Source organism: Kitasatospora sp. NPDC057904, from assembly GCF_042887925.1.
GTDB lineage: Bacteria > Actinomycetota > Actinomycetes > Streptomycetales > Streptomycetaceae > Kitasatospora.
Genome location: NZ_JBHVOL010000002.1, coordinates 675,954 through 700,842, shown reverse-complemented (window position 1 = coordinate 700,842; position 24,889 = coordinate 675,954). Strand labels below are relative to the sequence as shown.

Sequence of the window (24,889 nt, the reverse complement as noted above, 5' to 3'; positions counted from 1 at the left end):
GGGCCGGTTCCGCTCTGAATGACTTCACACCGACCAGTCGACCATGCGCGCCGACCGCCTACGACTGCTAACTCCTTGGAATCGATCATCTAGTCTGTCGGGGTGCTCCTTCTCGTCAGGCGTCGCCACGTGGACCTGCTCCGCGTCACGAGCATGTCCTGTCGGCGCTTCGGCTGACCTTCGTTCCCGGCATCCGTTCCGCCGCCGGACAGGGCAGCTTTCCGGTTCGAACGATCTCGACGACTATTGGACTGGACCTTTGCGGTCCGTGGCGCGGTAAGCACCGACACGGGGGTGGGCATGCGACAGCGGCACCTGACGTTCCTGGGGGTCGCCCCGGACGACGAGGAGGCGTACCGGCTCCTCCTGCGCCGTGGCGAGACCACCCACGAGGAGCTCGCGGGTCACTTCGACACGGCCGACGGGGACCTCGGCGGGCGGCTGACCGGCCTCGGCCTGGCCCGGGAGACCGGGGACGGCGTGCTGCACCCGGTGTCGCCGGCGAAGGCCGTGGAGCACCTGGTGGAGTACGCGGTGGGCCTGCTGCGGTCCCGGCTGGAGGAGGAGGTCACCACCAGCCGCACGGTCGACGTGTTGATCGCCGAGCGGGGGGTGCAGGCGGCGGAGCGGCGCTCGGCCGGCCCCGATGCCTCGATCCGGCGTCTGGAGGGCATGGCGGAGGTGCGGGAGGTCATCGACGAACTCACCTTCTTCACCTGGACGGAGAGCCTCACGACGCACCCCGGCGGTGTGCTGAGCGCGGACACCATCGCGCACGCGCGCCCGCTGGACGAGCGGATCCTGCGCCGGGGCGTCCACATGCGAACGCTCCTGGGCGCGGCGGCCCTGGACGACCGGCCCACGATGGCCTACGCCCGCGAGCTGACCGCCCAGGGGGCGCAGATCCGCATCTCGCGCCAGCCGCTGGAGCGGCTCATCGTCTGCGACCGGGTCGCCGCCCTCACCCCCATCGACCCCGCCCACACGGCCAAGGGCGCCATCCTCGTCCGTGAGACGGGACTCGTCGCCGCGCTCGCCTCGCTCTTCGAACGCATGTGGGGCGCGGCGGAGGAACTCCCGCCCGAGGGGCCCGGCACCGGGCCGTCCGTCGAAGGCGTCAGCGAGCTGGAGCGGAGGATCCTCCAGACGCTGTACACGGCGGACAAGGACGAGAGCGGGGCGCGTGACCTCGGGATCGCGGTTCGGACCTACCGCAAGTACGTGGCCTCGCTGATGCGCCGGCTGGAGGCCGCCAACCGGTTCCAGGCGGCCCTCCTCGCCCGCGAGCGCGGCTGGATATGAGCCCCGGTGTCCCCACCACACGGGTGTCTACCGGCCGCCGTCGTCGGGGGGCAGCCACTGGCTGGTGTCCGCCTCGCCCGGGGCCAGCCGGTTCACCACCTCGGCGAGTTCGACGCAGGCCTGCTCGATGCGGCGGTAGGTGTTGCGCTGCTCGGCGATGATCGCGGACAGCAGCAGGCCCGTCAGCGCCGCGCACGCGTTGAGGGCCTGGAGCACCACCATGTCGGCGACGAGTCCGTGGCGGGCGAACGGTCCGCTGCGGTCGGTGGCCGCGACGATCGCGAGCACCGAGATCAGGAGCACGCAGGGCGCCGCGCCGATCAGCCGGAAGCGCAGGGCCGCCCAGATCAGGAAGGGGAAGACCAGGAAGAGCAGGTTCACCGTGGTCGAGGTGGCGATCAGGGTGGCGGCGGCGGTTCCGGCCAGCAGCAGGACCGGCTCCACCCAGTCGAACGGGCCCGGATCGGCGGGCGGCCGGGCGGTGCGCAGCGCCAGCAGCAGCGGGGTGACCACCAGGACGCCCATCGCGTCGCCGGTCCACCAGGCCGACCAGGTGGACCAGAAACCGTCCGCCGGCAGCGAGCCGTTCAGGACCAGCACGGTGGTGCCGATGGTGGAGCTGACCAGCATGCCGGCGAACGCGCCGAGGAAGACGAGGGCCACCCCGTCGCGGAGCCGGTCCAGCTCGATCCGGAAGCCGACCCGGCGCAGCATGAGGTACGCGGCGACCGGCGCGAGCGTGTTGCCGGCGACGATGCCGAGCGAGCTCCAGTGCGCCGGCCCGATGGTGACGACCACCAGGTAGGCGCCCAGCGCGACGGCCGGCCAGATGCCGAGCCCGAGGAGCAGCAGGCAGGTGAGCGCGATCCCGGTCGGCGGCCACAGCGGGGTGACCTTGGCCCCGGCGATCACCACCTGGCGCAGCAGGCCGAGCCGGCCGGCGGCGAGGTAGACGGCGGTGACCGCGAGCAGTCGTATGGCGGTCACCGCCAGGTCACGGGGGGAACGGGGGCGGAACGGCGTAGTCAGCGGCACGGCAGCATCTCACTACGCCCGGTCGGCGATGCGGCGTGTGACACGCGTGGCCTGCCCCGGGGCCCGGCCGGGAGCCGCTAGCGGTCGTGGCGCAGGACCAGGACGGCGGCGTCGTCGGCGTGTCCGGTGAGGTCAGCCACCCGGAGCACGGCGGCCGCCAGTTCGTCCGGGTCGGCCCCGACCCGCTCCCGCAGGACGGCCGCGACCTCGTCCAGCCCGGCCTCGATGGGGAACGCGGGGCCCTCGACCACGCCGTCGGTGACCAGCGCCATGACCCCGCTCCCGGTGAGCCTGTGGTGCGTCACGGGGTACGTCGCGCCGGGCAGGACGCCCAGCGGGGGCCCGCCCTCGTCGGCGCAGTGGCCCCAGCGGCCGTCGCGGTTGGCCCACACGGGCGGGACGTGGCCGGCGCGGGCGTGCGACAGGTCCCCGGTGACCGGGTCGTAGCGCAGGAAGCTGCAGGTGGCGAAGCGGCGGCTGTCCAGGGATATCAGCAGGTCGTTGGCCCGGGCGAGGACCTCGCCGGGGTCGGCGGCGGTGGCCGCCACCGCGCGCAGGCCGACCCGGACCTGGCCCATGAGCGCCGCCGCCTCCACGTCGTGGCCCTGGACGTCGCCGAGCGAGAAGGCCAGGGAGCCGTCGGGCAGGGGGAAGCCGTCGTACCAGTCGCCGCCGACGCTCAGGCCGTGCCGGGCCGGCGCGTACCGGGCCGCGGCCCGCAGTTCCGGCCGCTGCGGCAGGGCGGCCGGCAGCAGCTCCCGCTGGAGCGCCTCGGCCAGCTCCACCTGGGCCCGCTGGAGCTCGGCGTGCGCCAGGGCGCGCGCCGTGAGTCCTTCGAGCTGGGTCAGCAGGGCGTCGGCGCTCGGATGGCTGGCGGGGCGGCGTCGGCTCATCGGCCCTCCGGCCGTCGGGGCGGTGGTGGTCAGGGCCAGCCTATGTCGGCCGAACGGGTGAGGGCCGGTCGAGCGCGGTGCCCCGGGCGAGCGCTCGGCGCGGCCCGGGCAGGCGCGCGGGCGGTTCGACGGGGCTCGTCGAGGCCGCTCAGCGCCCCTCCGGCACGACCGCGCCCCGTTCTGCGCCGGGGATGCGGGTGGCCAGCAGCGCGCCGCCCGTGGCGACGGCGGCCAGGGCGAGGCCCGCGGGGCCGAGCGCCGTGCCGACGGCGGCGGGTCCGGCGACGGTGGCCGCCAGCGCCACCCCGAGGGCGGGGCCGACGTTCATGGCGGTCTGCTGGAGGCCGCCCGCGACCCCGGCCCGGGAGGCGGCCGTGCCGCGCACGACGATGGCCGTGGCGGTGGCCATCACCGCGCCGAACCCGGCGCCGAGCAGGAGGAAGCCGGCCCCCGTCCCGACCGGCCCGGAGGACCGGTCGAGCCGGGAGATCAGCAATACGCCCAGGGCGACCAGCAGCATGCCCGACACGACGGTCTCCCTGGCACCGTGACGGTTCGCCAGCCAGGTGGAGGCGGGCGCCGCGAGCACTATCGTCACGGCGAGCGGCAGCGCCCGCAGTGCACTCTGCAACGGGTCGAGGGCGAGGACGTCCTGCAGGAAGTAGGTGGCGAGGAAGAGCGTCCCGGAGAGCGCCGCCGACGCCGCGAGCAGGGCGCCCAGCACGGGCGTCACCCCGGCGGAGCGCAGTACGGCCGGGGGCAGCAGCGGACGGGCGGTGCGCCGCTCGTGCCGGGCGAACGCGAGGCCGAGGACGGTGGCGGCGGCCAGGCCGAGCGTGCTGCCCCGGGAGGGCAGGCCGACCAGGGACTGGACGAGGCAGCCGAGGGTGAGCGCGAGCAGTGCCGCGCCCGGCAGGTCGAGCCCGCCGGTGTCCGCGCCGCGCACGGGCCCCGGCATCGGGACGGCGAGGGCGAGCAGTCCGGCGGCAGCGGCGGGCAGGAGGGTGAGGAAGAAGACCGCCCGCCAGCCGAGGTGTGCGGTGAGCGCGCCGCCGAGGAGCGGTCCGACGGCGGCCGCGAGCCCGATCGCGCTGGTGCGCAGGGCGATCGGCCCGGCGAGCCGCTCGCCGGGGAACACCGCGCGCAGCATGCCGAGGGTCGCGGGTTGCAGCAGGGCCCCCGCGACGCCCTGCGCGACCCTGAGGGCGATCACCCAGCCGATGCCCGGCGCCAGGGCGATCCCGGCCGAGGCGGCGGCGAAGCCCGCCACTCCGGCGCCGAACACGCGCCGGTGCCCGTACCGGTCGCCCAGGCGGCCCGCGAAGACCAGCAGGGCGGCGACGGCGACGAGGTAGCCGGTGCTGGTCCACTGGACGGCCGCGGCGGTGGTGTGGAGGTCGCGCTGGAGGCTGGGCTGGACGACGGACAGCACGGTGCCGTCCAGGGCCACGACGACGGCGCCGGTGATGCTCGCGGCGAGCGTGAGCCGCTCGCGCCGGGCGGCGCTCACCGCTGTGCCGGGGCGCCGAGGTGGGCGTCGACGATCGCCGTCAGGAGCGGCTCCACGTCGTCGTCGCCGGTGAGCAGCCGCAGGCTGCCCCAGGCGCGCAGCTGGGCGAGGCCGTGCAGGTTCGCGAGCAGGGCGACGGCCGTGGTGCCGCTGTCGCGCTCGGGGCGGGCCTCGCCGACCAGGCGGGCGAAGGTGCGGAAGAGCGGCAGCGAGGTCGAGCGGAGGTCGGCCCCGCTGCCCTCCAGCAGGTCGTGGCGGAACATCAGCTCGAACATGCCGGGGTTGGCGGCGGCGAAGCGCAGGTGGGCGCGGGCGAGCCCGGTGAGCCGGTCGCGGGGCGGGAGGCCGTCGGTGGCGGCGAGGGTGTCGGCCGCGGCGAGGGTGTCGGTGAGCTTGCCGAAGCCGTGCCGGGCGATGGCGGCGAGCAGTTCGCGGTGGGTGGGGAAGTAGCGGCGCGGCGCGCCGTGCGAGACGCCGGCCCGGCGGGCGATCTCGCGCAGGCCGAGCGCCTGGACGCCGTCCCGGGCCAGCAGTTCGACTCCGGCGGCCACCAGGCGGGTGCGGAGGTCCTTCTCCTCTTCGGTCATGGACACTGTCTACCAGGGCCGAGTAGACAGTGTCTACTCGCCGTGGCGCAGCGCCGGGCGGCACAATCGGCGGCATGGACGAAGGCGGAGAGGCGGCCTGCTGGCTGGACCGGGTCTGCCCGGAGTGCGGACGGCTGCGCGAGCGGGCCGGGGCCGAACCGTGCGAGAACTGCGGCGCGGTGCCGGAGCCCGAGGGGGTCGCCGGACACGACTGAGCCCCGGCGCGGCACGGCGGCCGGACCGGGGCGTCAGCTTCAGGGGACAGCGGCGGGCCTACTGCGGCGGCTGGTCGCGGAACTGTTCCTTGAGCTTGTCCTGGGCGGTGTCCACCTGGCTGCCGTACTTGCCCTCGGTGCGTTCGTCGAAGGCGTCGCCCGCCTTGTCGACGCCCTTCTCGGCCTGGTCCTCGTGGCCCTTGAGCAGGCTCTTGAGCTTATCCATCATGGACATGGTCACACTCCTGGAAGAGAGTCCCCCACCTCTCCAGCATCACCGAGCGGTGACCGGTCCGCATCCCGTCGCGCCGCGGCGCCCTCCCCCCGGACGGACGCGGCGGTCTTGGCAGGCCTGGTGACGGTCATGTCAAATCGGAGTCCACGGACCGTCGGAAGGACCCGCCTTGACGCTGCGCACCCGCCGCCCGCGCACCCGCCGTACGAGAACCCGCCGTACGAGAACCCCGCTCGCCCACCCCGCCGGAGCCGCGGTGACGGCGACCGCCCTGGCCGTGCCGCTGCTGCTCGCCGGGGCCGGCACCGCGGGCGCCGACCCGGACCCGGCCCGCCGGGGTGCGCAGCTCGCGGCCCGGCTGGTCGACCGGAGCAGCGCCGACGACGCCCTCGACACGCTCCGGGCCCTCCAGCGGATCGCCGACCGCAACGGCGGCACCAGGGCGGCCGGCTCGCCGGGCCACGAGGAGTCCGCCCGCTACGTCTACGAGCAGGCCCGCCGGGCCGGGCTCAAGGTCTCGCGGCAGGAGTTCTCCTACACGTTCTTCGAGGCGCGGACCCAGCGCCTCGACGTCGTGTCACCACAGGCCGAGCAGGTGCCGGTGATCGCCATGACGTACTCGCCGAGCGGCCCGGAGGCGGGCGTGAAGGGCGAGTTGGCGGTCGTGCCGGTCGGCCCGGCCACCGGCTGCGCGGCCGCCGACTACCCGGAGGGGGAGTTCACCGGCCGGATCGCGCTGATCCGGCGCGGCGGCTGCGGCTTCGCCGTCAAGCAGGCCGCGGCGGCAGCGGCGGGCGCGGCCGGCGCGATCGTCTACAACAGCGCGGACGGCGACCTGAACGGGACGCTCGGCGAGCCGAACGCGGTGCGGATCCCCGTCGGCGGCGTCTCGAAGGCGGCGGGGGAGGCGCTGGCGGCGAAGGCGGCGGCCGGACCGGTCGAAGTGAGCCTCGACATCCGCACGTTCACGGAGCCGCGCACCACGTGGAACGTCCTCGCCGAGACCCGCGGCGGCGACGAGAACAACACCGTCTTCGTCGGCGCCCACCTCGACTCCGTCCCGGCCGGCCCGGGTGTCAACGACAACGGCTCCGGCTCGGCGGGAATCCTGGAGGTCGCCCGCAACCTCGGCGTCCGGCCGGTGCGGAACAAGGTCAAGTTCGCCTGGTGGTCCGCCGAGGAGTTCGGGCTCAAGGGGTCGGAGGCGTACGTCAAGTCGCTGGCGGAGGCGGACCGGAAGAAGATCCGGCTCTACCTCAACTTCGACATGATCGCCTCCCCGAACCACGCCCAGTTCGTCTACGACGGCTCCGGCAGCACCGGCGGCGGCGCCGGTCCCGCGGGCTCGGCGCAGATCCAGCGGCACATCTCCGACTTCCTCGACCGCCGCGGCCTGCAGTACGAGCCGGTGGCCTTCAACGGGCGTTCCGACTACGGCCCGTTCATCGACGCGGGCATCCCGGCGGGCGGCACCGACACCGGCGCCGAGGTCGTCAAGTCGGCCGCGCAGCAGGCCCGTTACGGCGGTACGGCGGGCGTCGCCTTCGATCCCTGCTACCACAAGGCCTGCGACGGCCTGGACAACCTCGACCGGGACGCGTTCGGCGCGAACATCGCCGTGATCGCCCACGCCGTCGGCACGTTCGCGTGGGACCTCGGCGAACTCGACCGGCCCGCAACCGTGTCGCCCCAGGCGGGCGGCGGCGGCGCCGGGGGCGGCCTCGGCGAGGACCACGCCCACGAGGTGGCGGCCTGACGACCGGGTGGGCCCGCTGCCGTCCTCGGGCGGCGGGCCCACCCGGCCGTCAGCCCGGCCCCCGGCCCCCGCACTTGAAGCTGACACCGGTGTGAGCTTCTACGGTTCCGGCATGACGACGAAGACGACGAAGACGACGAAGACGGCGCACAAGAACGCTACGAACACGGCGAACACGACGGCGACGAACGCGAACACGGCGAACACCCGCACCCCCGGCCTCTTCCAGCCCGCCGACCTCGGCCCGCTGCACCTCCCCAACCGCCTCGTGATGGCCCCGATGACCCGCACCCGGGCCGGCGCCGGCGGCGTCCCGCAGCCGATCATGGCCACCTACTACGCCCAGCGCGCCACCGCCGGGCTGATCATCGCCGAGGCCGCCACCCCGAACCGGGTCGGCCGCACCTACGCCGACATCCCGGCGATCCACGCCGACGAGCACGTCACCGGCTGGCGCACGGTGACCGACGCCGTGGCCGCGGCGGGCGGACGGATGTTCCTCCAGCTCCAGCACGGCGGCCGGATCGGCCACCCCGAGAACAGCGGACTGCACCCCGTCGCCCCCTCACCGGTCGCGCTGCCCGAGACGATCCACACCCCGAGCGGCCACCGCGAGTCCGTCGTGCCGCGCGAGCTGACCGCCGCCGAGATCGGCCGGACGGTCGCCGACTTCGCCGCCGCCGCCCGCAGGGCCGTCGAGGCCGGGTTCGCCGGCGTCGAGGTGCACGGCGCCAACGGCTACCTGCTGCACCAGTTCCTCGCCCGGAACACCAACCGCCGCACCGACGGCTACGGCGGCCCGGTGGCGAACCGGATCCGCTTCGTCGTCGAGGTGGTCCGCGCCGTCGCCGCCGAGATCGGCCCGGAGCGCGTCGGCCTGCGGGTGTCTCCCGGCTTCACCGGCCAGGGCATGGCGGAGGGCGACACCGCGGCGATCTACCGCGCCCTGACCGGCGAACTCGCCGGTGACGGCCTCGCCTACCTGCACGTCGTCTTCGCCGACCCCGAGGACGCCGTCTTCCAGGAGCTCCGCAAGGCCTGGTCCGGCACCCTCATCGCCAACCCCGTGCTCGGCTGGGGGCAGCCGCTGCCCGAGGACGGCGGCCTGGCCGCCGCCGGGCGCCTGCTCGCGGCCGGTGCCGACCTGATCTCCTTCGGCCGCGGCTTCCTCGCCAACCCCGACCTGGTCGAGCGCCTGCGCACCGGAGCGCCGCTCAACCCCCTGCGCGACGGCCTGATGTACACGGGCGGCGCCGAGGGGTACACCGACTACCCGGCGTCGAACGCGCGAACCCGTCCGCCGGCCCACCCCGGTGACCTGCGACATCGATCACGGAGGCGGACACCACTGACAATTGCGCCCCCGGACGGGTACGGTGCCGCGCGGAGCGTGCCCGCCGAGACCCGGTGGGTGCGCCGGGCCCGGTCCTGCCACCATGGGACCGAGATCAGGACCACCGTGACACCCTCGGAGGAGTCAGCACCATGAGCACGCACTACGACGTCGTCGTCCTCGGCGCGGGCCCCGGCGGTTACACCGCCGCCGTCCGCTCCGCCCAGCTGGGCCTGAAGACCGCGATCATCGAGGCCAAGTACTGGGGCGGCGTCTGCCTCAACGTCGGCTGCATCCCCTCCAAGGCCCTGCTGCGCAACGCCGAGCTGGCGCACATCTTCACCAAGGAGGCCAAGACCTTCGGCATCAAGGTCGAGGGCCGGGTCAGCTTCGACTTCGGCGAGGCCTTCCGCCGCAGCCGCGCCGTCGCCGACGGCCGGGTCAAGGGCGTCCACTACCTGATGAAGAAGAACGGCATCACCGAGTACGACGGCTGGGGCACGTTCGTCGACGACCACACCCTCCAGGTCGCGCTCAGCGGCGGCGGCTTCGACGTCGTCACGTTCGACCACTGCATCATCGCGGCCGGTGCCACCACCCGCCTGCTGCCCGGCACCAGCCTGAGCGAGCGCGTGGTCACCTACGAGGAGCAGATCCTCACCGAGCAGCTGCCCGAGAGCATCATCATCGCGGGCGCCGGCGCGATCGGCGTCGAGTTCGCCTACGTGCTGCACAACTACGGCGTGAAGGTCACCATCGTCGAGTTCCTGGACCGCGTGGTGCCGCTGGAGGACGTCGAGGTCTCCACCGAACTCGCCAAGCAGTACCGCAAGCTGGGCATCGAGGTGCTGACCTCGACCCGCGTCGAGTCGATCGACGACAGCGACCCGAACGCCAAGGTGCGCGTCACCGTCACCAAGGACGGGCAGCAGCAGGTGCTGGAGGCCGACAAGGTGCTCCAGGCGATCGGCTTCGCGCCGCGCGTCAACGGCTACGGCCTGGAGAACGCCGGCGTCAAGCTCACCGACCGCGGCGCCATCGCGGTCGACGGCCGCGGCCGCACCAGCGCCGGGCACATCTTCGCGATCGGCGACGTGACCGCCAAGCTGATGCTGGCCCACGCCGCCGAGACGATGGCCGTGATCGCCGCCGAGACCATCGGCGGGGCGGAGACCATGGAGGTCGACTTCGCCATGATCCCGCGCGCCACCTACTGCCAGCCGCAGATCGCCTCCTTCGGCTACACCGAGGCCCAGGCCCGCGAGCTCGGCTACGACGTCAAGGTCGCCAAGTTCCCCTTCACCGCCAACGGCAAGGCGCACGGTCTCGGCCACCCGATCGGCTTCGTCAAGGTGATCTGCGACGACACCCACGGCGAACTGCTCGGCGCGCACCTGATCGGCCCCGAGGTCACCGAGCTGCTCCCCGAGCTGACGCTCGCCCAGCAGTGGGACCTCACCGTCCACGAGGTCGCCCGCAACGTCCACGCGCACCCGACGCTCGGCGAGGCCGTCAAGGAGGCCATCCACGGCCTGGCCGGCCACATGATCAACATGTGACGTCCGCCGCGTGAGGACGGCTCCCGGGGTCCGAAGGCGGCCCCGGGAGCCGTCGTGCGGGTGAGCGGGGTGCGCACGGAAAACGGTTGGCACGCGGTGTGCCCGGGGCGTTAACCTCGGTGGCATGGACGTCATGGACCGAAGCACCACCGCAGCCGCGCGAGCGACCAGCTCGCCGGTTGCCGCCGCCTGACGTACCCCCTCCCCCCGGCGACCGGAAACGGTCCGCCGGTGGTGCCTTCGAGGTGTTCCCTCCTCGGTTCCGACGATCGCGTGGACTCGTTGTCCGGTGCCTCCGCCCGGCCCGCACGCGAAGGAGCCACCCCATGAACACCGACCAGCTCGTCCGTACCTTCATCGAGTACTACGAGGACCGCGGCCACCACCGCATCACCGGCTCGACCCTGCTGCCCCCGCCCGGAGACCCGGTGCTGTTCACCACCTCCGGCATGCACCCCCTCACGCCCCACCTGGAAGGGCGCCCGCACCCGCTCGGCCGGCGCCTGGTCAACGTGCAGCGCTGCCTGCGCACCACGGACCTCGACGAGGTCGGCGACCGCACCCACCTGACCGTCTTCGAGATGCTCGGCACCTGGTCCCTCGGCGACTACGAGGGCCCGCAGAGCCTCGACTGGGGCTACGGGCTGCTCACCGACGGCCTCGGCGTCTCCCCCGGCCTGCTCCACGTCACCGTCTTCGGCGGCGACGACCGGGTCGGCCCCGACACCGGCTCGCTGGAGCTCTGGCAGGACCGCGGCGTCCCCGTCGAGCTCACCGTCGAGGACAACTGGTGGTCCAACGGCCCGACCGGGCCCTGCGGCCCCGACTCCGAGATCTTCCTGTGGACCGGCGACACCCCGCCGCGGTCGACGCCCACGCAGGACGACCGCTGGGTCGAGGTGTGGAACCACGTCATGATGCGCCACCGCCGCCTCGACGACGGCTCGCTCGTCCCGCTCCCGCAGCGCAACGTCGACACCGGCCTCGGCCTGGAACGGCTCTCCTCGCTGCTCCAGGGCCGCGGGTCGGTCTTCGAGTGCGACGTCTTCGACCCCTGGCGCCGCCTCCTGCCGACCCTCTGGGAGCTCGACGAGCCGTCCCTTCGCCTCGTCTCCGACCACCTCCGCTCGGGCATCGTCGTCATCGGCGACGGCGTCCGCCCGTCCAACACCGGCCGCGGCTACGTCCTGCGCCGCCTGCTGCGCCGGGTGCTCACCGTGCTGCGCCGCGACGACCCGCAGCGCGGACTCGGCGACCTGCCGGACGAGTTGATCCGCCACACCCTGGACCGCTTCCGCCAGGACGTGGACCCGGACGTCGTCCGCCGGACCCTCCTCGACGAGGAGCACCGCTTCGGCCGGCTCCTGGACCGCGGCCGGCAGGTGCTCTCCCGCCCCCGCTTCCGCGGCCCGCTCACCGAGGACGACCTCCACTACCTCCACGACACCCACGGCCTGCCCCGCGAGCTCGTCCTGGACCTCCGGCCGCGGTGACCCGGCCGGGACGGTGGATCCCCGTGCCGGGCGGCGGGAATCCACCGTCCCGGCGCCCGGCGGGTGGCGGGCGGCCACGGAGGCGGGGTGGAACGTTTCGGCGTCCTCGGGAGATGCTCGTCACCGACATGTCCCGAGCACTGCGACGGCCAGGAGGCACGAGTGACGACCAGGACCACCAGCGAGGCGCCCGGCACGGACGTCGACGTGCTGATCATCGGTGCCGGCATCTCGGGCATCGGCGCCGCCTGCCACCTCAAGGCGCGCCGCCCCGGCACGTCCTTCGCCGTCCTGGAGGCGCACGACGCGATCGGCGGCACGTGGCGCCAGTTCCGCTACCCCGGGATCCGGTCCGACTCGGACATGCCGACCTTCGGCTTCGGCTTCCGGCCGTGGACGAGCCGGAAGTTCCTCGCGGACGGCGACAGCATCCTGGACTACCTGCGGGAGACCGTCACCCGGTTCGGGATCGCCGGGCGGATCCGCTTCGGACACCGGGTGACCGGCGCGGAGTTCTCGTCGGAGACGGGACGCTGGACGGTCACCGCCGAGACGGCCGGGAGCGCGGAGCCGGTGACCTTCACCGCCCGCTTCCTCTTCCTCGGCACCGGCTACTTCGACCACGAGGCGGGCTACGCACCGGAGTTCACCGGCCTCGACGACTTCGAGGGCCGGGTCGTCCACCCGCAGCACTGGCCGCAGGACCTCGACCACGAGGGCAAGCGCGTCGTCGTGATCGGCAGCGGCGCCACCGCCGTCACGCTCGTCCCGGCGCTGGCCGTCCGCGCCGGGCACGTCACGATGCTCCAGCGCTCGCCTGGCTACGTGCTCTCGGCCCGGGCCGAGGACGGCATCGCCGCCGTGCTGCTGCGGCTGCTCGGCCCCCGGCTCGCCCACCGGATCGTGCGCCGCAAGAACATCCTGCTCGGCCGCGGCCTCTACCGGGCCTGCATGCGCGCGCCGAAGCTGATGCGCCGCGTGCTGATCGCCGACGTCCGCCGCCGGCTGCCGAAGGACTTCGACGTCGACACGCACTTCACGCCGCGCTACGACCCGTGGGAGCAGCGGCTGTGCATCGTGCCCGACGGCGACCTGTTCAAGGCGATCTCGGCCCGGCGGGCCTCGGTGGTCACCGACCGGATCGAGCGGTTCACCAGGACGGGCGTCCTGCTCGCCTCCGGCCGGGAGCTCGCCGCCGACCTCGTGGTGACGGCCACCGGGCTCACCCTGTCGCCGTTCGGCAAGGTGCGGCTGAGCGTCGACGGCCGGCCGGTCGACCCGGCGGACACGACGGTCTACAAGGCGATGATGCTCTCCGGCGTGCCCAACCTCGCGTTCGCCTTCGGCTACACCAACCTCTCCTGGACGCTCAAGGTCGACCTCGTCTGCCGGCACTTCTGCCGCCTGCTCGACCACATGGACGCCCACGGGCACGGCATCGTCGAACCCGTCCTGGACGATCCGCTCGTGGAGCGCGTGCCGTTCCTGGACCTGAGCTCCGGCTACGTCCAGCGCGGGATCGCGGCCTTCCCTCGGGCGGGCACGCGCGGGCCGTGGACGGTCGAGATGGCGTACGAGAAGGACGTCGAGCGGCTGGTCGAGGGGCCGGTGACGGACCGGGCGCTGCGGTTCACGGCCGTCAAGTCGCCCTCGGCGGAGGCCCGCTGAGCCAGGGCGTGTCCTTCGGATCGAGGGACACGCCCTACGCGGACCAGCCGGGTGCGTCCGCCGCGGCGAGCGCGTCCCACGCGGGCGCGCCGCCGGGGAGGGGCCAGGCGACGGTGGGCGCGCTCTCCAGCTCGGCCCGGGCGGCGGCCTCGCCGAGCGCGTGCAGCGCGGCCCGGCGGGCGCGGTCGCCGTGGCGTTCGAGGCGCGGCACGCGCGCCGCGGCCTCGTCGGCCCGGCGGGTCCGCCGCGCCGGGTCCAGGCCGCGGGTGAGCACCACGTACGGCGGGTGGACGCCCTCGGCGCGGGCGGCCAGCAGCCGGTCGTGGCCGTCGAGGAGGACGTAGCCGTCCAGGGCGCTGACCCGCCAGAGCAGGACGGGGGCGAGGGTCCCGTCGCGGACGTGCTTGCGGTGTGCCCGGACCCTGGCGTCGGCCGGGTCGCCCGGCGGGCGCAGCGGGACGACGCCGTTCCAGCCGGGGCAGTCCCAACCGACGTGGGCGGCGGGCCAGTCGGTGACGAGGTCCGCCGGGCGGGCGTCCGGCGGCAGGTCCCCGCTCCGCAGGAGCCACCGGCCGGCGTGCAGGGGCCCGTGCGCCGCCCGTTCGAGGTGGTCCGCGAACTGGTGCAGCCAGTCGGGCCGCCGGCGCATGCAGGCCGCGCTGATGGGCGGGACCGGCGACCGGTACCGGCCGGTGCGGTGCACCGCGACGCCCCAGTGGCCGGGCTCGACCCGGCCGAGGAGCAGCGTCGTGACGCCCTGCCGGAGCACCAGTCGGCCGCCGTCGGCGCACTCGACCCGCAACCCTGGCTCACGCGGCCCGGCGGCGTCGAGCGAGAGCGCGGGGCGGTGGGTGTCGTACGAGAGGTCGTTTCGTCGCGCGCGCATGGCGGCGCTCACCCTACTACCGGTGACGGGTTGTCCGTTGGCGCGGTGGGAAGCGAAACTGGGGCCCGTGGACATGGGGATCTCAGGTTTCAGCCCGACCTTTCTCGTCGGGATCGACGCGGTTCGGCAGCGGCACGCCGCTCGCCTGGCGGGGCTCGTCGGGCGGCGGCTGACGGGCTTCGCCGTGGTGCGCTTCGCCGAGGACGGGGACTGGTTCGCCGACTGCCCGGTGGTGCTGGACTTCGACGGCGTCCGGGTGGAGATCTGCCACTCGAAGCTCCACGACCTCTCGATCGGCTGGGACACGATCGACACGTCCGCGGCCGTCTCGGGGTGGGAGCAGTCCGAGTTCACGCCGGAGTGGTCCCACCGGGACGACCGCCTCGAACCGTTCGTCGGCCGGGAACTGCGCGGGGTCGCGCTCGTCGAACGGCGACCGCAATCGGGACGCTGCTACCTGGACGTCGGCACGGTCGGGGTGGAGTTCGACTTCGGCGACGGTCACGAGGCGCGCCGCCTGCGGATCGTCAACGGCCTCGACGAGAACGGGATCGAGCTCGGGGAACCGGAGCCGGGCTCCGTCCGGCACGAGCTCGGCGACTGAGCCGGCCGGGCGGGGTCAGGGCGCGCTCCCGCTCGGTCCGGTGGCCGTCCCGCTGCCGTCCGTTCGGTGCGCCAGGTCGGGGGCGTCCGGTCTCCCGGGCCCCGCATCGCACCGAACCCGAGCGATCGGCTTTCGGTGCTCCCCCGATGAGAACGACCTGGCGCACTCCGCCAACTCTGGATTCGATCACCGCGAAGCACAAGTGAATCCCTGTGGACCACACCTCGTAGCATCACTGAGATGTTGAACCTCGAACGCCTGCGGGTGCTGCACGCGGTGGCGACGACCGGATCCGTCGTGGGCGCCGCACGGCTCCTGCACGTCACCACCTCGGCCGTCTCGCAGCAGATGGCACGGCTCGAACAGGAGACCGGCACCGACCTGGCGGAACGTCAAGGCCGGGGCATCCGCCTGACCGAGGCCGGCACCCTCCTCGCCGGGCAGGCCGCGGAACTCCTCGAACAGGCCGAGCGCATCATGGCGACGATGGCGCAGCACCGCGGAACGGTGGCCGGCAGCCTCACGATCGCCGCCTTTCCCACCGCCGCCCGCGCGCTGCTCCCGCCCGCTCTGCGGGCTCTGCGGTCGCGGTACCCGGAGCTGACGGTGTCGGCGCGGGAGCAGGAGCCCTGCGAAGCCGTCCCGGCGGTGCGGCGCGGACTGCTCGACCTGGCCGTGGGCGAGGACTGGACCGATGATCCGCGGTCCTTGCCCCAGGGGCTGGACCGCCGCGCTCTCCTCGACGACACCTACGACGTCGCCCTGCCTCCGGAGCACCGGCTCGTCGGCCGCCGGGCACTGGGCCTGGACGACCTCGCCGACGAGGACTGGATCACCTCGAGAGACGGGCAGCTGTGCCACGAATGGCTGGTGCGCAGCCTCGGGAGGGCCCGTATCGCCCACACCGCCTCGGAGCACGCGACGCAGATGGCCCTGGTGGCGGCGGGACTCGGTATCGCGATCATCCCGCACCTCGGACGTGAGCCGATCACCGCTCCGGTGCGGTTCGTGCCCGTGGCGGACGGCCCGCGGCGCCGGGTCTTCGCCGTGTGGCGGTCCACGTCGGCCGCGCGTCCCGCCATCGGCGCCGTGGTCGATGCCCTGGTCGAAGCCTGCTCGGCCGTCCAAGGGCGACCGTAGAAGGCCCCCGCCGATCCGGTGCCGCCGGGCTCGGGGCCGCCACCGGTGCGGCCGCTGCCGCCTCGGCCGCGTGCGGCCGGCGGACCTACCGCGCCGGCTCCAGTGCCTGGCGGCGGTCCACGTAGTCGGCGAGGAGGGTGAACAGCAGGGCCGGGTCCTCGAACGGGAGGCCGTGTCCGCCGGGGAGCTCGACGTATTCGGCTCCCTCGACTGCGGCGGCCAACTCGCGCTGGTGGTGGGTCGGGACGATCCGGTCGTCCGCGCTCGCCACCACGAGGGTGGGGGCGGTGACGCGGCCCGCCGCCTCGCGCAGGTCGACGCGGGAGTCCAGTTCGATCTGGCCGAGCACGCGGTCGTCGAGCATGGCCGTGAAGCCGGCGGCCATCTCGGCGAACTGCTCCTCGTCGAGGGCGCCGAGCAGGCCGGGCCCCATCGCGGCGAGGATCAACTCGCGGGCCAGGAGGCCCGGGTCGGTGCGCAGCAGGCGCGCCCACAGGTCGAACATGAACGCCTCGCGCGGCGTCGTCCGGAGCCAGCCGGCGTGCAGGGCGAGCGAGGTGACGGCCCCGGGGTGCCGGGCGGCTACGGCCGTGGCGACGACGGCGCCGATCGAGTGGCCGGCCAGGTGGAAGCGGTCGAGGCCGGCCGCGCGGGCGGTGGCGACGACCCGGTCGGCGAGGTCGTCCAGGTCGAGCGGTGCGGGGTCCGTGGCGGTGGCGCCCGCGCCGGGCAGGTTCGGGGCGACGACGGTGTACCGGTCGCGCAGGAGGTCGATGAGACCGCCCCAGTTGGAGGTGGCGTCGGCGCCGGTGCCGTGGATCAGGACGAGGCCCGGTCCGGACCCGGCGACGACGTGGTCGAGCGGTGCGCGGCTGGACATGGGGTGCCTCCGGGAGTGACGGGGAGTGGGAATGGCAGAGACCTTACATGTAACAGAGCCCTGATAGTCAACAGGGCTCTTATGAGAATTAGGGTTCTGTCATGAACCAGGGTGCGATGAGCCGGTGGCGTAGGATCGCCCCCATGGAGATGCCGCTCACCGAACGCCTCGGCCTGCACATCAAGCGGGTCGAACAGGAGCTGATGGCGGCCAAGCACGCGGCGCTCCGGCCCCTCGGGCTGACGGTGCCGCAGTACGTCGCGCTCTACACGCTCGACGAGCACCCGGGCCTGTCCGCCGCCGCGCTCGCCCGCGCCTGCCTGGTCACGCCGCAGACCATCGCCACCGTGCTCGCCAACCTCGAAGCCAAGGCCCTGATCACCCGGCAGCCGCACCCCTGGCACCGCAAGGTGACGGAGCTGCGCCTCACCGAGGAGGGAGAGGCCCTGCTGGTGCGCGCCGACGCGGAGGCCGTCGCCATCGAACGCCGGATCGCCGACGGCTTCAGCGCCGAGGAACGCGCCCTGCTCGTCGACCTCCTGGCCCGCGCGTCGAACCGCCTGAGCGCCGGGCCGTCGCCGGCGGCGCCCGGCGACTGACCCGGTGGCCGGCCCGGCGCCCGGCGACCGACCCCGCCGTCAGGGCCCTTCGCATGCGGCGCAGTCCGGGGCGGCGCCCGGCTGTACGATGCGCGCCGAGCGAGTGGAGGAGCCGGGGTGTACTGGGCCGGACTGTTGTTGTGCGTCCTGCTGGGCGGGGAGATCGGCGCGATCGTGGCGGGCATCGCCGCCGACGACGTCGGGACGACCGTCACGCTGACGGTGGTCGGCGCGAACCTGGTGCCGTGGACGGCGTTGGGGGCCATCGCCCTGCTCGTCGCCGGCTCCCGGCGGCGCGCGGCGGCGGGCACGGAGCCGCCCCGGCTGGAGCCGGCGATGGCGCGGATCGAGGCGTCCCGGGCGACCGGCGAGGGCCCGGACATCCCGCTGCGCCTGGACCTGACGGTCGCGCCGACGGGCGGCCGCGCGTACCGGGCCGACGCGACGGTGGTCGTGAACCTGATGGACCTGGACGACTTCCGGGTCGGGCGCACCGTCGTGGTGGACCACGATCCGGCGCGGCCGTGGGACGTCCGGGTGCGCCGGCGGCCGGGGGCGGAGTTCGCCGGGCGGGTCGCGCTCACCAAGATCGACACCGCGCCGCCGGAGACCCGGCAGAGCGCACCGCGGGTGTCCGCCGCCGCGGGCGGCCGGGGCGCCCGGGCGGCGCGCTTCGGGCTGATGGCGACCGGGGTGGGGGCGCTGCTCTCGCTGGTGCCGTTCCACGGCCTCTACTGATCCACTGCCGGGCGCGTGGCCGGCCGTTCACGGCCGACCGGTCGCCTACCAGCGCAGGAGCAGGCCGGTGGCGGCGAGGTGGTCGAGTACCTGCCGGGCGGCGGGGCTGGCGCGCGGGTGGTCGCCGTGGGTGAGGTGGGCGATCTCGGCGATCTCGCCGTGCGGTGCGGGGACGCCGGTGTGGTCCGCGGTGTAGCAGGCGGTGCGGACGACGGTTCCGGCGGGCTTGCCGTCCGCCGGGGCCCGCGTGATCAGCAGCGGCGTGACGGTCGCCGGGTCGAGGGCGACGCCGAGTTCCTCGCGGACCTCCCGGACGAGGGCCTGTTCGTCGGTCTCGCCGGGCTCGGGTTTGCCGCCGGGCAGGTAGTACAGCTCGCGGCCCCGGGTGCGGGCGGCGAGGAGACGGCCGTCCTCGACCCGGATCCAGGCGACCTTGTCGATGACCGTGTTCGTGCGCGGGCCGAATTCCATGGCGGGTTCCTCAGAAAAAAGGGGGGCGGGCCCGGTCGGGCCCGCCCCCATCAGGGTCAGAACGGCTTGGTCGGCAGGTACTTGCCGTCCAGGGTGATGACGGCGCGCTCGCCGCCCTCGGGGTCGGCGACCTTCTTCACGTCGAGCTTGAAGTTGATCGCGGAGATGATGCCGTCGCCGAACTCCTCGTGGACCAGGGCCTTCAGGGTGGTGCCGTAGACCTGGAGCATCTCGTAGAAGCGGTAGATCGTCGGGTCGGTGGGGACGGTGCCGGGGATCGAGCCGCGGGTCGGGATGGTCTGGAGGAGCATCACCGCGTCCTTGTCCAGGCCCAGCAGCTCGGCGACGGCCTTCGCGGAGGACTCCGGCAGGGCGTGCTGGCCGAGGACGGCGGCGGTGGTGAAGGCGACCGACAGGCCGGAGACGTCGGCGATCTGCTGCCAGGAGAGGTCCTTGCGGGTCTTGGCGTCGACGGCGGCGACGGCGAGGGCCTGGCGGGCGGTCGGGTCGAACTGGGCGTGCACCACGGGTGGTTCCTTTCGGTGGGCGCCGCTCACGCGCGTCGTGCGCGCGGTGCGGGCGGGATCATGGGGGCCGGGAGGCGCCGAACGGGGCCGCCCGGAAGTGGAGTCGGCGTCAGGCGGCGAGCGGGGCGGTGGCCCGGAGTTCCTCGACGCGGCCGGTGGCGATGTCGAAGACCCAGCCCCGCAGGGTCATGCGGCCCCCGGCCAGGGCGCGGGCCACCGACGGGTGCGTGGCGAGGTTCGCCAGCTGGGCGAGCACGTTCTGCCGGACCAGGGCCGGCACGTCCTCGGTGGTGGCGGTGCGGGCCACCGAGGCGTCGGCGAGCCGCAGCCAGTCGGCGACGGCCGGCGCACCGCTCAGGTCGTGGCCGTGGGCGAGCGCCGTCATGGCACCGCACGCGGAGTGGCCGCAGACGACGACCTCCCGCACGCCCAGCGCGGCGACGGCGTACTCGATGCTCGCCGCGACGCCGTCGGCGCCGGGGGTGTAGGCGGGCACGAGGTTGCCGGCGGTGCGGATGACGAACAGCTCGCCGGGCTCGCACCCGGTGATCAGCTCGGGGACGACGCGGGCGTCGGAGCAGCCGATGAACAGCGTGTGGGGTGCGTGGTGGGCGGCCAGGTGGGCGAAGAGCTCCTTCTTGGCCGGGAAGACGTCCCGCTGGAACTGCGCGAGGCCCTCGGTGAGGTCGGGCATGAGGTCACTCCCTTTCATGGCGGCCGGGCATTCATGACGGCCGGGCTTTCGTGCGGCCGGGGCTTTCGTGTGGCCGGGCCTTCACAGCGGCCCGGCCCGTCGGGCCTTGGTGAGATCCACCATGCATGACCTGTGCCTATAGTGTCCAAGACGCATGAACCATGGTTTCCATCGATGCCGTCTATAGTTGCTCCATGGCCCTGGAACTGCGCCACCTGCGCTACCTGCTCGCCGTGGCCGACCACGGCAACTTCACCCGCGCCGCCGAAGAGCTGCACATCTCCCAGCCGACGCTGTCCCAGCAGGTCAAGCAGCTCGAACGGACCCTCGGCACGCAACTGCTGGACCGCACCGGCCGCACCGTGCGCCTCACCGACGCCGGCGAGGCGTACGCCCACCACGCGCGCGGCGCGCTGCGGGACCTCGCCGCCGCCGAGCGGGCCGTCCACGACGTGCAGGACCTCTCGCGCGGCCGGCTGCGGCTCGCCGTCACCCCGACGTTCACCGCCTACCTCGTCGGCCCGCTCGTCGCCGAGCTCCACACCCGCCACCCCGGCATCGCCCTGACCGTGCGGGAGGCGACCCAGGACCGCATCGAAACCGGCTTGCTGGCCGACGAGTTCGACCTCGGCATCGCCTTCGAGGGCCCCCACCCGGCGGGCCTCACCGCCACCGCGCTGTTCACCGAGACGCTCACCCTGGTCACCGGCCCGCACCACCCCGCCGCCGGCCCGGCCGGCCGGCCGCTGCCGGTCCGGGAGCTCGCCGATCGGCAACTCGCCCTGCTCAGCGCGGACTTCGCCACGCGCGGCCACATCGACGGGTACTTCGCGCGGCACCGCATCAGCCCGCGCATCGCCGTCGAGGCCGACTCCATCCAGGCGCTCACCGAGGTCGTGCAGCGCACGCCGCTCGCGACCGTCCTGCCCGACGCCGTCACCCACGACCACCCCCGCCTCACCCCCGTCCCGCTCGACCCGGCCCTCCCGACCCGCGCCGTCGCCCTCCTGCGGCGCACCGACGCCTACGAGAGCGCCGCCGCCCGGGCCTTCACCCGCCTCACCCACGACCTCGTCCGCATGCGCGGCTACCCGCCCGTGGCCTGAGCCGCCTGAGGCGCCCGGGCTGCCCGAGTACCGCCCACTGCGGTGTGCCTCCGGACCGCCCCTGTGCGGTTGATCTAGATTGCCCCGCTATGAGCGAAAAAGAGGGAATCGCCCGCCGGTCGGTGCTCAAGGCCGTCCCCGCGGCCGCCGTCCTCGTGGCGGCGTCCGACGGGCTCTTCGCCGGCCGGAGCACGGCGGCGCCCCCGGCCGCCCCGCCGCTCGCCCCGGCGCCGGGGGAGTTCCCCCAGCCGGTCGTGTGGGCCTCGCAGCCGGTGCCCGGCTCGTCCGCACGGGTCGTCGAGCGCACCCTCGACGTGCGCTTCACGGACGTCGCCGTCCCGGGCTGCGGCCGGGTCACCACGCGCACCTACAACGGGACGATCCCGGGCCCGACCCTGCGCGTGCGCGGCGGCGACACCCTGCGGCTGACGCAGGTCAACGGCCTGCCGCCGAACCCGGCCCACGCCGGCGACCACAACCGGCCGCACGACTTCAACAGTTTCAACCTGCACACCCACGGACTGCACGTCTCCCCGTCCGGCGACGCCGACAACGTCCACCGGGCGTTCGCGCCGCGCACCGCCGACGAGGTCGCCGCCGGCGCCCCGGAGCCGCGCTACGTGACGACCGTCGACGTCCCGCCGGACCACCCGGCCGGCACCCACTGGTACCACCCCCACCTGCACGGGGCCACGTCCGTGCAGATCGTCGGCGGCATGGCCGGGGTCCTCGTCGTCGAGGGCGACGTCGACGAGGTGCCGGAGATCGCGGCGGCGGCCGACATCGTCGTGTGCGTCAACGAACTCCGGCTCAAGGACGGCCGGGTGCCCGACTTCACGTCGGGCGGCGCGCTCGCGGCCGTGCCCGCCACCTACACCGTCAACGGCGCCGTCAACCCCACCCTCACGCTGCGCCCGGGCGAGGTGCAGCGCTGGCGACTCGTCGCCGCCACCGCCTTCGGGGAATTGTCGCTCCAAGTCACGTGTGGCGAATCAAAATTGACGCTGCATCAGATCGCTCAGGACGGTGTGACCTTCCCGCCGTCGTCGCCTCCGACGCCGTGACCCTCGCCATGGGCAACCGCGCCGACGTCCTCGTCCAGGGCTGCGAGCCCGGCACGTACGAACTGCGCGCCGCCGGAGTGTCCGCTCCCCTGATGACGGTCGAGGTGGCGGGCCCGCCCGTCGAGCCGCCGATGGCCCTGCCGACCGCGCTTCCGCCCGGCAAGCCCTTCCTCGACGAGCGCGACGTCGCCAACCCGGACGCGGACCGCGAAGTCGTGTTCCACGTCGACCCGGGCGTCTTCGCGGCCCCGTTCCCCAACGCCTTCCGCTGCCTGGGCACCCACCCGACCCCCGCGGCCGACCCCGCCGGCGATGCCGCCCGCGACCCGGCCTACGGCCTCTTCGACCCGCGGCACGTCAACCACACGCTGAAACTCGGCACCGTCGAGCGGTGGACGGTCCGCACCGACGAGACCAACCCCGCCTTCAACCACCCCTTCCACCTGCACACCAACCACGTCCTCGTCACCCACCGCAACGGCACGCGGCTCGACCCGCCGGTCTGGCACGACACCGTCGGCCTGGCCGGCGGCAAACCCGGCGACCGCGTCACCTTCCTCGTCCGGTACGAGGACTTCACCGGCCGCACGGTCGCCCACTGTCACCAGCTCCAGCACGAGGACCTCGGCATGATGCAGATCGTCGAGTACGTCGAGGACGTCGAGTAGGCGGGCCGGCGGCATCCGCGCCGCCGGACGGGTGGAATGCGGGGGCGGCGGCGCACGGCGGCGGCCGCGCCGGGTATGGGCCGTCGACTACTCGGCGCCGTGCGGCGGACGGCGGCGCCGCCGGATCCCGGGCACGGCCCGGACGAGGGAGGACCTTCATGCATCGTCACGCCGCAGCCCGGCGGACCGTCCCCGGGCCAGGCCGGACCGCCGCCCGGCCGGGGCTGCGCACCGCGGCCCCGCTGCTGGCCACCGCGCTGCTCGCCGGGTGCACGTCCGCGGCCGGCACCGGTCCCGAGGCCGCCCCCACCCCGAGCGCCTCGTCCGCCCCGGCCACCGCGCCGCCCGCGCAGCAGGCGCCCCAGCTGACCGATCAGCAGGTGTCCTCCGCGGTGGACAAGATCGACGGCTACGTGCAGGACGCCATGGCGAAGACGGGCGTCCCGGGCGTGTCGCTGGCCGTCGTCTACAAGGACAAGGTCATCCACGCGAAGGGCTTCGGGGTCCGCCAGCTCGGCCGGCCGGAGCCGGTCGACCCGGACACGGTGTTCCAGCTCGCCTCGGTCTCCAAGCCGATCTCCTCGACCGTGGTCGCCGGCGTGGTCGGCCAGAAGGCGGTGCAGTGGGACGACCCGGTCACGAAGTACGACCCGGGCTTCGCGCTGGCCGACCCGTGGGTGAGCAGCCACGTGACGATCGCCGACTTCTTCTCGCACCGCAGCGGCCTGCCGGACCACGCCGGAGACCTGCTGGAGGACCTCGGCTACCCGCGCGACTACATCCTCCAGCACCTGCGCGACCAGCCGCTCTCGCCGTTCCGCGCGAGCTACGCCTACACCAACTACGGCCTGACCGAGGCGGCCGTGGCCGTGGCCAAGGCCAAGGGGGTGGCCTGGGAGGACCTGGCGGCGGACGTCCTCTACAAGCCGCTGGGGATGAACTCCACCAGCTCCCTGCGCTCCGCCTACGACAGCGCGGCGAACAAGGCGACGCCGCACGTCAAGACGGCCGGCGGCTGGCAGGTCAGCACCACCGAGAACGCGGACCCGCAGTCGCCGGCCGGCGGTGTGAGCTCCACCGTCGACGACCTCACCCGGTGGATGCGGATGCAGCTCGCGGACGGCACCTTCGAGGGCAAGCAGATCGTCGACCCGGCGGGTCTGAACGAGACCCGGGTGCCGCAGATCGTGAGCGCCCCGCCGAGGTCCCCGGCGGGCAACGCCGGCTTCTACGGCCTCGGCTGGAACGTCACCTACGACACCCTGGGCCGGCTCCGGCTGAACCACTCCGGCGGCTTCGACCTGGGCGCGGCCACCGTGGTGACCCTGCTGCCGACCGAGCAGCTCGGGATCGTCGTCCTGACCAACGGCCAGCCGATCGGCGTCCCGGAGGCGGTGGCCGAGGAGTTCTTCGACCTCGCCCAGTACGGGCGGGAGACGGTCGACTGGCTCGGCCTGTTCGGCAAGCTCCTGCCGGGCCTCTCGGCGCCCGCCTCCTCGCCGACCGACTACGCGAAGCCGCCGGCCGGCGCCACCCCGGCGAAGCCGAACGCGGCCTACACGGGGACGTACGCCAACGGCTACTACGGGCCGATGACGGTGAGCGAGCAGGGCGGCGGGCTGGTGATGAGCCTCGGACCGGACAACCAGCAGTTCCCGCTCCAGCACTACAACGGCGACGTCTTCAGCTACCAGAGCAAGGGCGAGAACGCCGTCGGCCTCACCGGCCTGACCTTCACCATCGGCGCCGACGGGCGGGCCTCGACCGCGGTGGTCGAGCAGTTCAGCCACGAGGGCCTCGGGACCTTCACCCGCAGCGGCTGACCTCAGGGCGAGGGGCAGAGGGGTTGGGGGCCGTGCCCGTCCACGCAGACGGCCGAGGTCGGGAGGATCTCCGCGGTTCCATTGGTCCGCGACCGCCGCCGGC

General features: G+C 74.0%; 24 protein-coding genes and 1 pseudogene. 15 read left to right on the top strand and 10 right to left on the bottom strand.

Features of this window, described 5'->3' with window-relative positions:
- Window positions 1-300: 300 nt before the first annotated feature.
- Window positions 301-1,302 (top strand): helix-turn-helix transcriptional regulator, encoded by a 1,002-nt coding sequence (locus tag ACFVSN_RS08425; RefSeq protein WP_387588535.1) that lies wholly within the window; start codon window positions 301-303, stop codon window positions 1,300-1,302.
- A 27-nt stretch (window positions 1,303-1,329) separates the two neighbouring features.
- On the opposite strand, the gene ACFVSN_RS08420 is transcribed toward ACFVSN_RS08425, so the two are convergent.
- The 4 genes from ACFVSN_RS08420 to ACFVSN_RS08405 all read right to left on the bottom strand — a co-directional run bounded on the left by ACFVSN_RS08420 (window position 1,330) and on the right by ACFVSN_RS08405 (window position 5,327).
- Window positions 1,330-2,289: an MASE1 domain-containing protein gene (locus tag ACFVSN_RS08420; RefSeq protein ID WP_387588537.1), complete on the bottom strand. Its 960-nt coding sequence runs from the start codon at window positions 2,287-2,289 to the stop codon at window positions 1,330-1,332.
- 125 nt (window positions 2,290-2,414) lie between these two features.
- Window positions 2,415-3,230 (bottom strand): PP2C family protein-serine/threonine phosphatase, encoded by an 816-nt coding sequence (locus ACFVSN_RS08415; protein ID WP_380436986.1) that lies wholly within the window; start codon window positions 3,228-3,230, stop codon window positions 2,415-2,417.
- A 148-nt stretch (window positions 3,231-3,378) separates the two neighbouring features.
- Window positions 3,379-4,740, bottom strand: coding sequence for an MFS transporter (locus ACFVSN_RS08410; RefSeq protein ID WP_387954122.1), 1,362 nt, complete (start codon window positions 4,738-4,740; stop codon window positions 3,379-3,381).
- Entirely contained in the window at window positions 4,737-5,327 is a 591-nt protein-coding gene (locus tag ACFVSN_RS08405) for a TetR/AcrR family transcriptional regulator (RefSeq protein ID WP_387588541.1), read from the bottom strand. Before ACFVSN_RS08405 ends, ACFVSN_RS08410 begins: the two co-directional genes overlap by 4 nt.
- Before the next feature lie 74 nt (window positions 5,328-5,401).
- On the opposite strand from ACFVSN_RS08405, the gene ACFVSN_RS08400 reads away from it, so the two are divergent.
- Complete coding sequence (locus ACFVSN_RS08400) at window positions 5,402-5,542, top strand: hypothetical protein (RefSeq protein WP_380436980.1); 141 nt, start codon at window positions 5,402-5,404, stop codon at window positions 5,540-5,542.
- 58 nt (window positions 5,543-5,600) lie between these two features.
- On the opposite strand, the gene ACFVSN_RS08395 is transcribed toward ACFVSN_RS08400, so the two are convergent.
- Window positions 5,601-5,777, bottom strand: coding sequence for an antitoxin (locus ACFVSN_RS08395; protein WP_380436978.1), 177 nt, complete (start codon window positions 5,775-5,777; stop codon window positions 5,601-5,603).
- A gap of 256 nt (window positions 5,778-6,033) precedes the next feature.
- Here ACFVSN_RS08395 and ACFVSN_RS08390 point away from each other — a divergent pair, with 256 nt between their 5' ends.
- From ACFVSN_RS08390 to ACFVSN_RS08370, 5 genes and pseudogenes are all read left to right on the top strand, one after another.
- Window positions 6,034-7,533 carry a M28 family peptidase gene (locus ACFVSN_RS08390; RefSeq protein WP_387954214.1) on the top strand — a complete coding sequence of 500 codons (1,500 nt, stop codon included), beginning with the start codon at window positions 6,034-6,036 and terminating at the stop codon, window positions 7,531-7,533.
- 271 nt (window positions 7,534-7,804) lie between these two features.
- Window positions 7,805-8,812: pseudogene (locus ACFVSN_RS08385) on the top strand (alkene reductase); the annotation flags it as partial.
- Between the two features lie 206 nt (window positions 8,813-9,018).
- On the top strand, window positions 9,019-10,425 hold the full coding sequence (gene lpdA / locus ACFVSN_RS08380; protein ID WP_380492342.1) for a dihydrolipoyl dehydrogenase: 1,407 nt from the start codon (window positions 9,019-9,021) through the stop codon (window positions 10,423-10,425).
- Window positions 10,426-10,751: 326 nt separating this feature from the next.
- The gene (locus ACFVSN_RS08375; RefSeq protein ID WP_387954121.1) at window positions 10,752-11,918 is read left to right on the top strand and encodes an alanine--tRNA ligase-related protein; all 1,167 of its coding nucleotides are present in this window, start codon (window positions 10,752-10,754) and stop codon (window positions 11,916-11,918) included.
- A 162-nt stretch (window positions 11,919-12,080) separates the two neighbouring features.
- Window positions 12,081-13,586 (top strand): flavin-containing monooxygenase, encoded by a 1,506-nt coding sequence (locus ACFVSN_RS08370; RefSeq protein WP_387954119.1) that lies wholly within the window; start codon window positions 12,081-12,083, stop codon window positions 13,584-13,586.
- A 34-nt stretch (window positions 13,587-13,620) separates the two neighbouring features.
- On the opposite strand, the gene ACFVSN_RS08365 is transcribed toward ACFVSN_RS08370, so the two are convergent.
- Window positions 13,621-14,472, bottom strand: coding sequence for a hypothetical protein (locus ACFVSN_RS08365; RefSeq protein WP_387954117.1), 852 nt, complete (start codon window positions 14,470-14,472; stop codon window positions 13,621-13,623).
- 73 nt (window positions 14,473-14,545) lie between these two features.
- On the opposite strand from ACFVSN_RS08365, the gene ACFVSN_RS08360 reads away from it, so the two are divergent.
- Window positions 14,546-15,076: a hypothetical protein gene (locus ACFVSN_RS08360; protein ID WP_387954115.1), complete on the top strand. Its 531-nt coding sequence runs from the start codon at window positions 14,546-14,548 to the stop codon at window positions 15,074-15,076.
- 240 nt (window positions 15,077-15,316) lie between these two features.
- Window positions 15,317-16,216, top strand: coding sequence for a LysR family transcriptional regulator (locus ACFVSN_RS08355; protein WP_387954113.1), 900 nt, complete (start codon window positions 15,317-15,319; stop codon window positions 16,214-16,216).
- Between the two features lie 85 nt (window positions 16,217-16,301).
- Here the strand turns inward: ACFVSN_RS08355 and ACFVSN_RS08350 are convergent, their stop codons facing one another.
- Window positions 16,302-17,096 carry an alpha/beta fold hydrolase gene (locus tag ACFVSN_RS08350; protein ID WP_387954112.1) on the bottom strand — a complete coding sequence of 265 codons (795 nt, stop codon included), beginning with the start codon at window positions 17,094-17,096 and terminating at the stop codon, window positions 16,302-16,304.
- 143 nt (window positions 17,097-17,239) lie between these two features.
- Between ACFVSN_RS08350 and ACFVSN_RS08345 the strand changes: the two genes are divergently transcribed.
- A complete protein-coding gene (locus ACFVSN_RS08345) occupies window positions 17,240-17,695 on the top strand; it encodes a MarR family winged helix-turn-helix transcriptional regulator (RefSeq protein ID WP_387954110.1) in 456 nt (151 codons plus the stop codon).
- Window positions 17,696-17,812: 117 nt separating this feature from the next.
- Complete coding sequence (locus tag ACFVSN_RS08340; protein ID WP_380436958.1) at window positions 17,813-18,433, top strand: hypothetical protein; 621 nt, start codon at window positions 17,813-17,815, stop codon at window positions 18,431-18,433.
- A 45-nt stretch (window positions 18,434-18,478) separates the two neighbouring features.
- On the opposite strand, the gene ACFVSN_RS08335 is transcribed toward ACFVSN_RS08340, so the two are convergent.
- The 3 genes from ACFVSN_RS08335 to ACFVSN_RS08325 form a co-directional block, all read right to left on the bottom strand.
- Entirely contained in the window at window positions 18,479-18,904 is a 426-nt protein-coding gene (locus ACFVSN_RS08335; protein ID WP_387954108.1) for an NUDIX domain-containing protein, read from the bottom strand.
- A 56-nt stretch (window positions 18,905-18,960) separates the two neighbouring features.
- Window positions 18,961-19,431, bottom strand: a complete 471-nt coding sequence (gene cynS, locus ACFVSN_RS08330) for a cyanase (RefSeq protein ID WP_387954106.1) — start codon at window positions 19,429-19,431, stop codon at window positions 18,961-18,963.
- Between the two features lie 109 nt (window positions 19,432-19,540).
- Complete coding sequence (locus ACFVSN_RS08325) at window positions 19,541-20,125, bottom strand: carbonic anhydrase (RefSeq protein WP_387954105.1); 585 nt, start codon at window positions 20,123-20,125, stop codon at window positions 19,541-19,543.
- Window positions 20,126-20,319: 194 nt separating this feature from the next.
- Between ACFVSN_RS08325 and cynR the strand changes: the two genes are divergently transcribed.
- The 4 genes from cynR (at window position 20,320) to ACFVSN_RS08305 (ending at window position 24,786) form a co-directional block, all read left to right on the top strand.
- Window positions 20,320-21,231 (top strand): transcriptional regulator CynR, encoded by a 912-nt coding sequence (gene cynR, locus ACFVSN_RS08320; RefSeq protein WP_380436952.1) that lies wholly within the window; start codon window positions 20,320-20,322, stop codon window positions 21,229-21,231.
- A gap of 89 nt (window positions 21,232-21,320) precedes the next feature.
- On the top strand, window positions 21,321-22,295 hold the full coding sequence (locus ACFVSN_RS08315) for a multicopper oxidase domain-containing protein (protein WP_387954103.1): 975 nt from the start codon (window positions 21,321-21,323) through the stop codon (window positions 22,293-22,295).
- Entirely contained in the window at window positions 22,292-22,963 is a 672-nt protein-coding gene (locus tag ACFVSN_RS08310; protein WP_387954102.1) for a multicopper oxidase domain-containing protein, read from the top strand. Before ACFVSN_RS08315 ends, ACFVSN_RS08310 begins: the two co-directional genes overlap by 4 nt.
- 158 nt (window positions 22,964-23,121) lie before the next feature.
- A complete protein-coding gene (locus tag ACFVSN_RS08305; RefSeq protein WP_380436948.1) occupies window positions 23,122-24,786 on the top strand; it encodes a serine hydrolase in 1,665 nt (554 codons plus the stop codon).
- Window positions 24,787-24,889 lie beyond the last annotated feature (103 nt).

Bases quoted from the DNA above. Each gene is read 5' to 3' on its own strand.
- ACFVSN_RS08425 (WP_387588535.1), top strand. From the start codon at position 301: ATGCGACAGCGGCACCTGACGTTCCTGGGGGTCGCCCCGGACGACGAG.
- ACFVSN_RS08415 (WP_380436986.1), bottom strand. From the start codon at position 3,230: ATGAGCCGACGCCGCCCCGCCAGCCATCCGAGCGCCGACGCCCTGCTG.
- ACFVSN_RS08405 (WP_387588541.1), bottom strand. From the start codon at position 5,327: ATGACCGAAGAGGAGAAGGACCTCCGCACCCGCCTGGTGGCCGCCGGA.
- ACFVSN_RS08400 (WP_380436980.1), top strand. From the start codon at position 5,402: ATGGACGAAGGCGGAGAGGCGGCCTGCTGGCTGGACCGGGTCTGCCCG.
- ACFVSN_RS08395 (WP_380436978.1), bottom strand. From the start codon at position 5,777: ATGTCCATGATGGATAAGCTCAAGAGCCTGCTCAAGGGCCACGAGGAC.
- lpdA (WP_380492342.1), top strand. From the start codon at position 9,019: ATGAGCACGCACTACGACGTCGTCGTCCTCGGCGCGGGCCCCGGCGGT.
- ACFVSN_RS08375 (WP_387954121.1), top strand. From the start codon at position 10,752: ATGAACACCGACCAGCTCGTCCGTACCTTCATCGAGTACTACGAGGAC.
- ACFVSN_RS08365 (WP_387954117.1), bottom strand. From the start codon at position 14,472: ATGCGCGCGCGACGAAACGACCTCTCGTACGACACCCACCGCCCCGCG.
- ACFVSN_RS08360 (WP_387954115.1), top strand. From the start codon at position 14,546: ATGGGGATCTCAGGTTTCAGCCCGACCTTTCTCGTCGGGATCGACGCG.
- ACFVSN_RS08355 (WP_387954113.1), top strand. From the start codon at position 15,317: ATGTTGAACCTCGAACGCCTGCGGGTGCTGCACGCGGTGGCGACGACC.
- ACFVSN_RS08350 (WP_387954112.1), bottom strand. From the start codon at position 17,096: ATGTCCAGCCGCGCACCGCTCGACCACGTCGTCGCCGGGTCCGGACCG.
- ACFVSN_RS08345 (WP_387954110.1), top strand. From the start codon at position 17,240: ATGGAGATGCCGCTCACCGAACGCCTCGGCCTGCACATCAAGCGGGTC.
- ACFVSN_RS08335 (WP_387954108.1), bottom strand. From the start codon at position 18,904: ATGGAATTCGGCCCGCGCACGAACACGGTCATCGACAAGGTCGCCTGG.
- ACFVSN_RS08325 (WP_387954105.1), bottom strand. From the start codon at position 20,125: ATGCCCGACCTCACCGAGGGCCTCGCGCAGTTCCAGCGGGACGTCTTC.
- cynR (WP_380436952.1), top strand. From the start codon at position 20,320: ATGGCCCTGGAACTGCGCCACCTGCGCTACCTGCTCGCCGTGGCCGAC.
- ACFVSN_RS08315 (WP_387954103.1), top strand. From the start codon at position 21,321: ATGAGCGAAAAAGAGGGAATCGCCCGCCGGTCGGTGCTCAAGGCCGTC.
- ACFVSN_RS08305 (WP_380436948.1), top strand. From the start codon at position 23,122: ATGCATCGTCACGCCGCAGCCCGGCGGACCGTCCCCGGGCCAGGCCGG.